This is a genomic window from Demequina salsinemoris (genome assembly GCF_000974805.1).
Taxonomy (GTDB): Bacteria; Actinomycetota; Actinomycetes; order Actinomycetales; family Demequinaceae; genus Demequina; species Demequina salsinemoris.
Window position 1 is genome coordinate 18,617 of sequence record NZ_BBQZ01000004.1, and the last position, 12,967, is coordinate 31,583.

Sequence of the window (12,967 nt, forward strand, 5' to 3'; positions counted from 1 at the left end):
CAGCCTCCGCGCCGGGCATCCCGCAGGGCTGCGCCGCACGTGGTGCACACACTTGGCAATGCCGACGGCGTGTCGCACCCGATATACGGCGCGACACGCCACGTGCAGAACGAAGTGTGTGGAGGACGTGCGGCGGGGGCCATCGCAACTCGACGGCGACCACCGACGGCGACCACCGCGTCGTCCAAGGACAGCCAACTATTACGCAACACTGGCGTTTCAAAAGTTTGACACGTCAACCGATCGCGCTCTAGGCTCGCGGCAGGTAAGGGAACCCTTCCCTCGCTCATGTCCCCCAAGGAGTCGACGGCGTGCTCGCGAACTTTCTGATCGGCCTGCGTGAGGGCCTCGAGGCCGCGCTGGTCATCGGCATCCTCGTCGCCTACCTGGTGCGCATCGAGCGCCGCGACATGCTCCGCCACGTGTGGCTGGGCGTCGGCATCGCCACCGCGGTCTCGCTCGGCTTCGGCGCGCTCCTCACCCTCGGCCCGCAGGGCCTGACGTTCGAGGCGCAGGAGATCATCGGCGGCTCGCTCAGCATCGTCGCGGTCGGCCTCATCACCTGGATGATCTTCTGGATGGGCAAGACTGCCCGCCACCTCAAGGGCCACCTCGAGGGCCAGCTCGACAAGGCGATCGCCGTCGGCGGCGGCGCCGTCGTGACGATGTCGCTGCTCGCGGTGGGTCGCGAGGGCCTCGAGACCTCCCTGTTCCTGTGGGCGGGGATCCAGTCGGCGGGCTCGTCGACGGCGCCGATCCTCGGCGCGACCCTGGGGCTCCTCGCCGCGATCGCGCTGGGCTACGTCATCTACCGCGGCGCGGTGAAGATCAACCTGCGCACCTTCTTCCAGTGGACCGGCGTCTTCCTCGTCGTCGTCGCGGGCGGAGTGCTCGCCTACGGCGTCCACGACCTCCAGGAGGCGGGTGTCCTGCCCGGCCTGGACACCCTCGCCTTCGACGTGAGCGCCACCATCTCGTCCGGCTCGGTGCTCGGCACCGTGCTGAAGGGCGTCTTCAACTTCTCCCCCGCGACCACCGTGCTGGAGGCCCTCGCCTGGACGCTGTACGTCGTCCCGACGATGTGGTTCTTCGTCCGCACCGCGTTCCGCACCCCCCAGGCGCCTGCGCGCGCCACCATCTCCCCCGTGCCGACCAAGGACGTGCCTGCCACGTCCGCGGCCTGACCCGAAGGATCTCCCGAGCATGACCGTTCGCTTCGCCCTGCCCTCGCTCGCCCTCCTGACCTCCACGGTCGCCCTCGCCGGCTGTGTCCCCAACGCCGCCAGCGCCGACGGCGGCACGATCACCGTGACCGCGACGGACGACGGCTGCACCCTGTCCGCGGTCGAGGCCGCAGCGGGCACCGTCGTCTTCTCGGTGACGAACGAGGGCTCCTCGAGCACCGAGTTCTACCTGCTGTCCTCCGACGGCTCGTCGATCGTGTCCGAGGTCGAGAACGTCGGACCGGGCCTCACCCGCGACCTCACCGTCCAGGTGGCCGAGGGCGACTACTTCACGTCGTGCCGCGAGTCCGACACGGCCGAGGCGACGCCCGAGGCCTTCACGATCACCGCCGCCACCGGCGAGGTCGAGGTCGACGAGGAGCGCGCCGCGCTGCTCGAGCAGGCGGCCGTCACCTACAAGGCCTACGTCCAGCAGGAGGTCGCCGAGCTCGTCACCGCGACCGACGAGTTCGTCGCAGCCTTCGTGGCCGGTGACGACGACGCGGCCCGCGACATCTACGCGTCCGCCCGCACCCACTGGGAGGCGATCGAGCCGGTCGCCGAGTCGTTCGGCGACCTCGACCCGAGCATGGACCTGCGCGAGGCCGACCTGGCCGAGGGCGAGGAGTGGACCGGCTGGCACGCCATGGAGAAGGACCTCTGGCAGCCCGAGGACGGCTCCTACGCCGCGCTGACCACCGAGGAGCGTCAGGCGCTCGCCGACCAGCTCGTCGCCGACACGGCCGAGCTGTCCGAGCGCGTGAACGCCGACGACTTCACCTTCGAGGCCTTCCAGATCGGCAACGGCGCGAAGGAGCTGCTCGACGAGGTCGCGACCGGCAAGATCACCGGCGAGGAGGAGATCTGGTCCGGCACCGACCTGTGGGACTTCAAGGCGAACCTCGACGGCGCGTGGGAGGCCTACGTGGTCCTCAAGCCCGCGGCCGACCTCACGGACGATGCGCTGGGCGCCGAGATCGAGGAGCGCTTCACCGCGCTCGAGGACGAGCTCGCGCAGTACGGCTCCCTCGAGGACGGCTTCGTCACCTACTCCGAGCTCACCGACGACCAGGTGCTCGAGCTCTCCCGCCTGGTCGAGGCGCTGTCCGAGTCCCTGTCGCAGCTGACCGCCGCGGCCATCGGCTGATCCTGCATCGCAGAGAATGGTCCGCATGAACGACGCGCACGACGGGTCGACGCACACCCCTGACGCCTCCTCGGAGAAGACCTCATCTACGGTCTCCCAGGAGGGCCAGGCGGCGCCGGCCCGTCGTGGCGCGTCTCGGACCGGCGTCTCGCGTCGCGCGCTGATCGGCGGCGCGGGCGCCGTCGTCGGCGCCGCGGCGCTGGCCGGAGGCGGCTACGCCGCCGGGAAGGCGACCGAGGCATCGTCCCTGCGTCGCCAGTACGACTTCCTCGGGGACCACCAGAGTGGGATCGTCACCCCCGCGCAGGACCGCATGCACTTCGCGGCCTTCGACGTCACGACCGACGATCGCGACGAGCTGATCGCGCTGCTGCGCTCCTGGACCGAGGCCGCCGCGACGCTCATGACCGGCTCGGAGCTCGGCACGGGCATCGCGGGCGGCTCCGAGTACGCTCCGCCGGACGACACAGGCGACGCGACCGGGCTGCCCGCCTCGGGGCTGACGATCACGTTCGGCTTCGGCCCGACGCTGTTCGAGAAGGACGGCGTCGACCGCTTCGGGCTCGCCGACCGCCGCCCCTCCCAGCTCGAGGAGCTGCCGCACTTCTCGGGAGACACGCTTGAGGAGCGGCTCACGGGCGGCGACCTGTGCGTCCAGGCCTGCGCGGATGACCCGCAGGTCGCGATGCACGCGATCCGCAACCTGTCGCGCCTCGCGTTCGGCGTCGCGTCGGTCAAGTGGGCGCAGCTCGGATTCGGTCGCACCTCATCCACGACGCGCGACCAGTCCACGCCGCGCAACCTCATGGGCTTCAAGGACGGCACCCGCAACCTGCGCGCCGAGGACACCGACAATGTGCGCACGTGGCTCTGGTCGCAGGCCGACGACGGCCAGGAGTGGATGGCGGGCGGCACCTTCATGGTCGCGCGCAAGCTGCGCATCCTCGCCGAGATCTGGGACCGCGCGTCGCTGTCCGAGCAGGAGGCGACGGTGGGCCGCGCGAAGGGATCGGGCGCGCCGCTGTCCGGTGGCAACGAGTTCACCGAGCCGGACTTCACGCGGCCCGGTGCCGACGGCGACCCGCTCATCCCGACCGACTCGCACGTGGCCCTCGCCCACCCCGACGCGAACGGCGGCGCGATGATGCTGCGCCGCGGCTACAACTACACGGACGGCGCCGACGACCTGGGTCGCCTGGACGCCGGGCTGTTCTTCCTCGCGTTCGTGCGCGACCCCGAGACGCAGTACATCCCGATGCAGAATGCGATCTCGTCGGGCGACGCGATGACCGTGGAGTACGTGCGCGCCGTGGGCTCGGCGATCTTCGCGGTGCCGCCGGGAGTGCCCGTGGGGTCGACGCTCGGGGGCGACGACGGGGCCTTCATCGGGCAGGGCCTGTTCGCCTAGCCAGGGGTCTCACAGGGACGATGCGTCACGTCCCGTGCGGCGCATCGTCCTCGCGCATTCCATGCAGTCGCCGCACCACCTCGCCGGTCGTGCCGGACAGTGACGGATAGACGGTGAAGGACTCGGCTACCTGGTCCACCGTGAGCCGGTTCGCGACCGCGAGCGACAGCGCGTACACGTGCTCCGACGCCCGGGAGCCGACGATGACCGCGCCCAGCACGTGGCCCGTGACGGTGTGGCCGAAGACCTTGACGAACCCTTCGTCGATGCCGAGCATCTTCGCGCGGGGATTGCGCGCGAGGTCGAGCCGCTCCACGCGGTAGAAGATGCCGCGCGCCTTGAGGTCGGCCTCGGAGGACCCGACCGTCGCGATCTCCGGGGCGGTGAACACCGTGGAGGACACGCGTCCCAGGTCGAGCGGCCTCACCTCGTCGCCGAGCGCGTGCGCCATCGCGATCCGCCCCTGCGCCGCGGCGACCGAGGCGAGCGGGAGCACGCCCGTGCAGTCGCCCGCGGCGTACACGCCCGGAGCGCTCGCGCGCGAGACCTTGTCCACGACGATGTACCCGCGCTCGTCGAGCGCGATCCCGGCCCCTTCCAGGCCCACCCCGTCGGTGTTCGGCACCGAGCCGACCGCCATGAGGCAGTGCGAGCCGCGGATCTCGCGGCCGTCGTCGAGCGTGACGACCACCGCATCGTCCCCGTCCCTCGCGACCGCGGCGGCGCGCCCGCCCACGAGCGTCATCCCCCGCTCGCGGAACACCTCGGTGAGCATCGCCGACGCCTCGGGATCCTCGCGGGGAAGCACGCGGTCGCCCGACGCGATGAGGGTGACGCGCGAGCCGAGCAGCGAGTACGCCTCCGCGAACTCCGCGCCCGTCACTCCCGAACCGACGACGATCAGATGCTCCGGCAGGTCGGCCAGCGAGTAGAGGTCGGTCCACGACAGGATCCGCTCGCCGTCGGGCGCGGCGTCCGCCAGCACGCGAGGGCGCGCGCCGAGCGCGAGCAGCAGCGCGTCGCCGCGGATCTCCTCTCCCCCGACCGCGACGGCGCGCTCGGGCGTCACCGTGCCCTCACCATGGACGATGCGGACGCCCTCGGTCTCCAGGCGGCCGGCGATGTCCTCGCTCTGGCGGGCGACGAGCGCGCGCACGCGCGCGTTCACTGCGGCCAGGTCCACGCGGGTCCGTACGGGCGCGCCGTCCTCGGCGACGATCCCGAGCTCGGGGGCGCGCTCCGCGATGCTGCGCCACTCGGCCGTGGCGATCACGGTCTTGGACGGGACGACGTCCGTGAGCACCGCGTTGCCGCCGAGCCCGTGGCGCTCGATGAGCGTCACCCTGGCCCCGGCCTTGCGGGCGACGAGGGCGGCCTCATAGCCGCCCGGACCTCCACCGAGGATCACGACATCGTGCATGGCGACATCGTGGCACAGGACGATGGACGCGTCACTCAACCGCGCGGCCCGGCCGGGCCGCGGCGCGATCCCTGCCACCGCATCGTCCTGACGATGTCACTCGGTCCCAGTAGGCTCGAACCCATGACTGAAGCCCACGACTTCGCCGCCGAGGCGGCGCGCGTCCTCGCCGACAAGACCGGCGTCGCCAGCCACGACATCGCCCTGATCCTGGGGTCCGGATGGGGCGGCGCGGCCGACCTGCTGGGCGAGGAGATCGCGTCCGTGAACGCCGCCGAGATCCCCGGGTTCACGGGCCACGCGGTCGCGGGCCACCACGCCGTGCACCGCTCGTTCCGCACCCCCAACGGGCGCACCGTCCTCGCGCTCGGCGCGCGCCAGCACTACTACCAGTCGCGCAGCGCCTCGACCGTGGCGCACGCGGTCCGCATGGCGGCCGCCGCTGGCGCGAAGCAGCTCGTCGTGACGAACGGCTGCGGGTCGGTCAACCGCGAGTTCGTCCCCGGCACGGTCGTCCTGCTCAAGGACCACATCAACTTCACGGCCGCGACGCCGCTCGAGGGCGCGACCTTCGTCGACATGACGCAGACCTACACGCCGCGCCTGCGCGACCTGGCCCGCAGCATCGACGGCGACCTCCCCGAGGGCGTCTACATGCAGTTCACCGGGCCCCAGTACGAGACCCCGGCCGAGGTGCGCATGGCCGCCGTGCTCGGCGCCGACCTGGTCGGCATGTCGACCACCCTCGAGGCGATCGCCGCGCGCGAGGCGGGCATGGAGGTCCTCGGCCTGTCGCTCGTCACCAACCTCGCCGCCGGCTTCGGCGGCGAGACCCTCACCCACCAGGAGGTGCTCGAGGCCGGCGAGGCCGCCGCCCCGCGCATCTCCCGCCTGCTCGCCGAGATCGTGAAGGTGATGTAGATGGACCCCGAGCTTCTTGACGTCGCCCTCGCGTGGGTCGACGACGATCCCGACCCCCGCACGCGCGGCGAGCTGCAGGCCACCATCGCGTCGGCCAGGGCGGGGGACGACACCGCACGGGTCGAGCTCGCCGACCGCTTCCGCGGGATGCTCCAGTTCGGCACCGCCGGCCTGCGCGGCAAGATCGGCGCCGGACCGAACCGCATGAACCGCGCCGTCGTCATCCGCGCGGCCGCGGGACTCGCCGCCTTCCTCACCGAGGAGCTCGGCGACTCGCCCGCTCGCGTCGCGATCGGCTACGACGCGCGACACGGCTCGGCGCAGTTCGCGAAGGACACCGCCGCCGTCATGACCGCGGCGGGCCACGAGGCGCTGCTGCTCCCCCGGCTGCTGCCCACGCCGGTGCTCGCCTACGCGACGCGCATCCTCGACGCCGACGCCGGCGTCATGGTCACCGCGAGCCACAACCCGCCTCAGGACAACGGCTACAAGGTCTACCTGGGTGGACGCGTCGTGACCGGCTCGGGTCAGGGCGCACAGATCGTGCCGCCCTACGACGCGCAGATCGCGGCGAGGATCGCCTCGGTCGAGTCCGTGGAGTCCGTGCCCCGCGCGACCGAGGGCTGGACCGTGCTGGGCGAGGACATCGTGGACCAGTACGTCGCCGCCACGAGTGCGCTGGTCCCCCCGGCGACGGACGACTCGCGGGCCAACCTCCGCATCGTCCTTACGCCGCTGCACGGAGTGGGTGCGTCGACCGTCGAGCGCGTCCTGCGCGGCGCGGGATTCACGGACCTGCACACCGTCCCCGAGCAGGCCGAGCCGAACCCCGACTTCCCCACGGTGTCGTTCCCGAACCCGGAGGAGAAGGGCGCGATCGACCTCTCGCTCGCGCTCGCCGAGTCCGTCGAGGCCGACGTCGTCATCGCCAACGACCCCGACACCGACCGCGCGGCCGTCGCCACGATGATCGACGGCAGGTGGACGATGCTGCACGGCGACGTCGTCGGCTCCCTCCTGGGCGAGCGGGTCGCGTCGCGCGAGGGTCACGCCGAGGGCGCGGTGCTCGCGAACTCCGTCGTGTCGTCGCAGCAGCTGTCGGCGATCGCCGCGGCGCATGGGCTCGGCTACCGCCACACGCTCACCGGATTCAAGTGGATCTCCCGCGAGGAGGGCCTGGTCTACGGCTACGAGGAGGCGCTCGGGTACTGCGTCGCACCCGGCCAGGTGCGCGACAAGGACGGCATCTCCGCGGCCGTCGTCATGGCCGACTACGTGGCCGAGCTGAAGGCCTCCGGCCGGACGCTGGCCGACGCGATCGACGACCTCGCGCGCGCCTACGGCGTGTACCTCACGAGGCAGGTGTCGGCCCGCTTCGCCGACATCTCGCTGATCGGCGAGACCATGGACCGGCTGCTGTCCGCTCCCCCGGCGTCGCTCGGCGGATCCGACGTGGTCGCGACTGACGACATGGGCGAGGGCTTCCAGGGGCTGCCGCCCACGACGGGACTGCACCTCGCGACGGCGTCGGGCGCGCGCGTCATCATCCGGCCGTCGGGCACCGAGCCCAAGGTCAAGGCCTACCTCGAGGTCATCGAGCCGCTGGGCGAGGACGGGGACGTGAGGGCCGCCCGCGTTCGGGCGATCGAGGCGATGGACGCGCTCGACTCGGACGTGCACGCCGCGCTGGGGCTGTAAAGGGCCAGGTCGCAGGGGCCCGGCCAAGGCTCGGGGCCCCTGCAGCCTTTGCGTGGATGACCCGTGTGGATGACCCGTGTGGATGACCCCGCGAGCGGTTCACGGACGCGATAGTGTCACGGCATGCCCGCCCTCGCGTCGATTCCACACTCGCGTGAGCGGCTCCACCCACGCATGCGCTGGGCGGTCGCAGCCGTCGTCCTCATCCCCGCCCTCGTGGCGGCACCGTGGGCCTGGACCCGCCTGACCACCGCATCGTCCATCTCCGAGGCGGGCACCGCCGCGGAGCACGCCGACGCGGCGCTCGTGCTCGGCGCGCGCGTGTACGAGGACGGCGAGCCGTCGCGCTTCCTGCGCGAGCGGGTCGAGGTCGGCGTCGCGCTCTACCTCGACGGCACGGTGGATGAGCTCATCATGAGCGGCGACGGCGACGACTCGTCGGGCTACGGCGAGCCGACCGTGATGCGCGCGCTCGCCGAGGCTCTCGGGGTTCCGGCTGACGCGATCGTCGAGGACCCGCTCGGTCTCGACACGTACTCGTCGTGCCAGCGCGCCGCCGAAGTGTACGGGGCCTCCTCGGTGATCGTCGCGACCCAGGAGTTCCACGAGCCGCGCGCGGTATGGCTGTGCGAGCAGGCCGGGCTCGAGGCGCAGGGTCGCTACCCCGCGATCCGGCTCACCAAGTCGACCGTTCTCGGCAACATCCGCGAGGTGCCGGCCATCGCGAAGGCGATGCTGGACCAGGCCCGCGGGCGCGAGGTCTCGGCCGAGGGCTAACCGCCCACGTACGCCTTGAGGTGCTGAGCAGTGAGAGTCTCACCGCCGGCGACCAGGGAGGCGGGCGTCCCCTCGAACACGACGCGGCCGCCGTCGTGACCGGCGCCCGGACCGAGGTCGATGATCCAGTCCGCGTGCGCCATGACCGCCTGGTGGTGCTCGATGACGATCACGGTCTTGCCCGAGTCGACGAGCCGATCGAGCAGGCTCAGGAGGTTCTCGACGTCGGCCAGGTGAAGGCCGGTCGTCGGCTCGTCGAGGACGTAGACGCCCCCCTTCTCCGCCATGTGCGTGGCCAGCTTGAGGCGCTGGCGCTCGCCGCCCGACAGCGTCGTGAGCGGCTGGCCGAGCGCGAGGTAGCCGAGCCCCACATCGTCCAGATGACCGATGACCTTGGCCGCGGCGGGGTTCTTGGCCTCGCCGTCGGCGAAGAACGCGAGCGCCTCGGTGACCGGCATCTCGAGCACGTCAGCGATCGAGCGACCGCCGAGGGTGTACTGCAGGACGTCGTCGTTGAACCGGCGACCCTCGCACGCCTCGCACACGCTCGCGACCGTCTCCATGACGCCGAGCTCGGTGTAGATCATGCCAGCGCCGTTGCACACCGGGCAGGCGCCCTCGGAGTTGGCGCTGAACAGCGCGGGCTTGACGCCGTTGGCCTTCGCGAAGGCCTTGCGGATCGGTTCCAGGACGCCCGTGTAGGTGGCCGGGTTGGACCGGCGCGACCCCTTGATGGGGCGCTGATCGACCGTGACGACCCCCGCATCGTCCGGGATCGAGCCGTGAATGAGCGACGACTTGCCCGATCCGGCAACCCCGGTCACCACCGTGAGGACTCCGAGCGGAACGTCGACGTCGACGGCCTTGAGGTTGTTCGCGGAGGCGCCCCTGATGGGGATGACCCCTGTGCCCGAGCGGGCCTTGTCCTTGAGGCTCGCGCGGTAACCGAGGTGCTTGCCCGTGAGCGTGTCCGAGCCCTTGAGGCCTTCGACCGTGCCCTCGAAGCAGATCTCGCCGCCCGCTGACCCGGCGCCCGGGCCGAGGTCCACGACGTGATCCGCGATGGCGATCGCCTCCGGCTTGTGCTCGACGACGAGGACCGTGTTGCCTTTGTCGCGCAGGCGCAGCAGGAGGTCGTTCATGCTCGCGATGTCGTGCGGGTGGAGGCCGATCGTCGGTTCGTCGAAGACGTACGTGATGTCCGTGAGCGACGATCCGAGGTGGCGGATCATCTTGGTGCGCTGCGCCTCACCGCCCGACAGCGAGCCCGCGGCCCGGTCCAGAGACAGGTAGCCGAGCCCGATCTCGACGAACGAGTCGAGGGTGTCGCGGAGACTGTCGAGCAGCGGGCCCACCTCGGGCGCGTCCAGGTCCCGCATCCACGCGGCAAGGTCGGAGATCTGCATCGCGGCGAGCTCATCGATGCCCTTGCCCGCGACCTTCGACGACCGCGCGAGCGCGCTGAGCCGGGTCCCGGAGCAGTCCGGGCACGTCTGGAAGGTCACCGCACGGTCCACGAACGCCCTGATGTGGGGCTGCATCGCGTCCTTGTCCTTGCTGAGCATGGACTTGGTGATCTTGGGGATCAGGCCCTCATAGGTCATGTTGATGCCGGCCATCTTGACCTTGGTCGGCTCCTTGTAGAGGAGGTCGTCGCGCTCGCGCTTGGAGTAGTCCTTGATCGCCTTGTCGGGGTCGAGGAAGCCTGACTCGGTGTAGATCCGGACGGCCCAGCCGTCGGCGGTGTACCCAGGGATCGTGAGGGCGCCCTCGGCGAGGGACTTGGTCTCATCGAACACCTGGGTCAGGTCGAGCTCGCTCACCCGTCCCGTCCCCTCGCAGCGCACGCACATGCCCCCGGTGACCGAGTACTCCCGGTGCTCGCGGACCGTCGTGCCGTCCTTGCGGGTCACGGTGGCCGAGCCCGACCCTGACGAGGTCGCGACGTTGAACGAGAACGCCTGCGGCGGTCCGACCTGCGGCTGTCCAAGCCGCGCGTAGAGGATGCGCAGCATCGCGTGCACGTCGGTCGCGGTGCCGACGGTCGAGCGCACGTTCGCCCCCATCGGCTCCTGGTCCACGATGATCGCCGTCGTGAGCCCCTCGAGGACATCCACGTCGGGGCGCTGCTGCGACGGCATGAAACCCTGGATGAACGACGAGTACGTCTCGTTGATCATGCGCCGCGACTCGGCGGCGATCGTGTCGAACACCAGGGACGACTTGCCAGAGCCCGAGACTCCCGTGAAGACCGTGAGGCGGCGCTTGGGGAGGTCGACCGAGACGTCCTTGAGGTTGTTCTCGCGCGCGCCGCGAACCTTGATCAGGTCGTGCGCGTCGGCGGCGTGGTCGGTCATGGAGCCTCCTTGAGCGCCGTTCCGGGGCCGCGGCGCTCTCACCGAGATTGTTGCATCCCGCGCGCCGTCGAGTGCGGGCCCGGGCCCGGGATGCCGTCGGCCCCGCCCGGAGGATCCGGGCGGGGCCGATGCTGAAGCGGTGAAGGAGCGCGGGGTCAGTAACCGCCGTCACCCTCGGACTCGGCGACCACGCCGTCGAGGCCGTCGAGCACCGCGGCGGTGCCGGAGAGTCCCAGGCGGGTCGCGCCGGCCTCGATCATGGCGAGCGCGGCCTCGGAGGTGCGGATGCCGCCCGAGGCCTTGACACCGAGGCGTCCGCCGACGGTCTTCGCCATGAGCGCCACGGCGTGCACCGAGGCACCACCGGCCGGGTGGAAGCCCGTCGAGGTCTTCACGAAGTCCGCGCCCGCGGCCTCGGAGGCCTGGCACGCGCCGACGATCGCCTCGTCGGACAGCGCGGCCGACTCGATGATGACCTTGAGGATCTTGCCCTCGGGGACGGCAGCGCGGACCGCGGCCACATCAGCCTGCACGTCCTCGAAGCGTCCCTCGTTCGCGGCGGCGATGTCGATCACCATGTCGACCTCGTCGGCGCCCTGCTCGATGCTGAGCGCGGCCTCGGCCGCCTTGACGGACGAGTGGTGCTTGCCCGACGGGAAGCCGCACACGGTGGCGACAGCCAGCCCGGACGGGGTCGCGATCGGGAGCATCGACGGCGACACGCAGACGGAGAAGACGTCGAGCGCGGCGCCCTCGGCGACGAGCGCCGCGACGTCAGCCGGGGTCGACTCGGGCTTGAGGAGCGTGTGGTCGACGTACTGGGCGAGCTCTGCGCGGCTGAGTGTCATGGCTCCAGCCTAGGCGTTCGCGCCACACTGAGCGGAACGCAGCAGCATCCCAGGCCGACCGGCCCACACGGAGAGGAATCTGGGGCTGGCGCCTAGTCGTCCATGCCGTAGCCGGCGACGATGAGGTCCGCGAGGTCGGCTCGCTCGTCGTACGGCAGGAAGGCACCCCACGCGGCGGCGAGCGTCGCCTCGAACAGGTCCCTCTTGGTCCAGCCGACGTCGTGCAGGTCGGTGAACTCGCTCACCATGTCCACGCCCGACATGAGCTTGTCGTCGGTGTTGATCGTCACGGCGAAGCCGAGGTCGCGCAGCTCGTGCATCGGGTGCTCCGCGATCGACGGCGCGGCGCCCGTGTGCACATTGGAGGTCGGGCAGATCTCGAGCGGGATCTGCTGGTCGAGCACGTACTGGGCGATGTGACCGAAGACCGGCATCTCCGTGCCGAAGTCAGTGATGTCCTCGTGGATGCGCACGCCGTGGCCGATGCGGCGGGCCGCCCCGAGCCCGAGCGCCTGCGCGAGCGAGTCGGTGTCGTCTGCCTCGCCCGCGTGGATCGTCACGGGGAACAGCTCGTCGCGCAGGAGCGTGAACGCGGGGGCGTGCTTGGCGGGAGGGAAGCCCGCCTCGGGCCCCGCGATGTCGAAGCCGACGCATCCGGTGCCCCAGTTCGCGAGCGCGAGCTCGGCGACCTCGAGCGACCTGTGGTTCTGCCGCATCGCGCACAGCAGCGCGGCAGCGCGGATCGTGTAGCCCTCCTCGAGCGCGTCGGACACGCCCTCCTCGATGCCGAGCGTGACCGCGTCGACGACCTCCTGCATGATCAGCCCCTGCTCGGTGTGCAGCTCGGGCGCGTAGCGGAGCTCGACGTAGATGACTCCGTCGCGGGCGTGATCGATCACGGCCTCGCGCGCGATCCTCGTAATGTTCGCGGCCGTCTGCATGACCGCGGAGGTGTGGGTGAAGGCCTCGAGGTAGCGCACCAGGTCGCCGGAGTTCGAGTTCGCGATGAAGTGCTTGGACAGCAGGTCGGCATCATCGGAAGGAAGCTCGTACCCGATCTCCTGGGCGAGCTCGATCAGGGTCTCGGGGCGCAGGCCGCCGTCGAGGTGGTCGTGGAGCACGACCTTGGGGAGGGCACGGATCTCGTCGGGGGTGAGAGTCATGGCCT

10 protein-coding genes are annotated in these 12,967 nt (G+C 71.0%); 6 read left to right on the plus strand and 4 right to left on the minus strand.

Annotated features, from left to right (window positions below; genetic code table 11):
- Nucleotides 1–311 precede the first annotated feature (311 nt).
- Genes efeU through efeB form a run of 3 tightly spaced genes read left to right on the plus strand, consistent with a single transcriptional unit; the run spans nucleotide 312 to nucleotide 3,778 of the window.
- Complete coding sequence (gene efeU, locus AOP78_RS08770) at nucleotides 312–1,184, plus strand: iron uptake transporter permease EfeU (protein ID WP_062203332.1); 873 nt, start codon at nucleotides 312–314, stop codon at nucleotides 1,182–1,184.
- A gap of 19 nt (nucleotides 1,185–1,203) precedes the next feature.
- A complete protein-coding gene (efeO, locus tag AOP78_RS08775) occupies nucleotides 1,204–2,370 on the plus strand; it encodes an iron uptake system protein EfeO (RefSeq protein ID WP_062203334.1) in 1,167 nt (388 codons plus the stop codon).
- Between the two features lie 25 nt (nucleotides 2,371–2,395).
- Nucleotides 2,396–3,778, plus strand: coding sequence for an iron uptake transporter deferrochelatase/peroxidase subunit (efeB, locus tag AOP78_RS08780; protein ID WP_083980013.1), 1,383 nt, complete (start codon nucleotides 2,396–2,398; stop codon nucleotides 3,776–3,778).
- Between the two features lie 25 nt (nucleotides 3,779–3,803).
- Here efeB and AOP78_RS08785 read toward each other — a convergent pair whose 3' ends face one another.
- Entirely contained in the window at nucleotides 3,804–5,198 is a 1,395-nt protein-coding gene (locus tag AOP78_RS08785) for an NAD(P)H-quinone dehydrogenase (RefSeq protein WP_062203336.1), read from the minus strand.
- A gap of 123 nt (nucleotides 5,199–5,321) precedes the next feature.
- On the opposite strand from AOP78_RS08785, the gene AOP78_RS08790 reads away from it, so the two are divergent.
- The 3 genes from AOP78_RS08790 to AOP78_RS08800 all read left to right on the plus strand — a co-directional run bounded on the left by AOP78_RS08790 (nucleotide 5,322) and on the right by AOP78_RS08800 (nucleotide 8,594).
- Complete coding sequence (locus AOP78_RS08790) at nucleotides 5,322–6,119, plus strand: purine-nucleoside phosphorylase (RefSeq protein WP_236685344.1); 798 nt, start codon at nucleotides 5,322–5,324, stop codon at nucleotides 6,117–6,119.
- Complete coding sequence (locus tag AOP78_RS08795; protein ID WP_062203338.1) at nucleotides 6,120–7,817, plus strand: phospho-sugar mutase; 1,698 nt, start codon at nucleotides 6,120–6,122, stop codon at nucleotides 7,815–7,817.
- Nucleotides 7,818–7,940: 123 nt separating this feature from the next.
- Nucleotides 7,941–8,594, plus strand: coding sequence for a SanA/YdcF family protein (locus AOP78_RS08800; protein ID WP_083979977.1), 654 nt, complete (start codon nucleotides 7,941–7,943; stop codon nucleotides 8,592–8,594).
- Here AOP78_RS08800 and AOP78_RS08805 read toward each other — a convergent pair.
- From AOP78_RS08805 to AOP78_RS08815, 3 genes are all read right to left on the minus strand, one after another.
- Complete coding sequence (locus AOP78_RS08805; RefSeq protein WP_062203342.1) at nucleotides 8,591–10,951, minus strand: ATP-binding cassette domain-containing protein; 2,361 nt, start codon at nucleotides 10,949–10,951, stop codon at nucleotides 8,591–8,593. The two genes, AOP78_RS08800 and AOP78_RS08805, sit on opposite strands and share 4 nt — an antisense overlap.
- A gap of 155 nt (nucleotides 10,952–11,106) precedes the next feature.
- Nucleotides 11,107–11,799, minus strand: coding sequence for a deoxyribose-phosphate aldolase (deoC, locus tag AOP78_RS08810; protein ID WP_062203345.1), 693 nt, complete (start codon nucleotides 11,797–11,799; stop codon nucleotides 11,107–11,109).
- Nucleotides 11,800–11,891: 92 nt separating this feature from the next.
- On the minus strand, nucleotides 11,892–12,962 hold the full coding sequence (locus tag AOP78_RS08815) for an adenosine deaminase (protein ID WP_062203347.1): 1,071 nt from the start codon (nucleotides 12,960–12,962) through the stop codon (nucleotides 11,892–11,894).
- Nucleotides 12,963–12,967 lie beyond the last annotated feature (5 nt).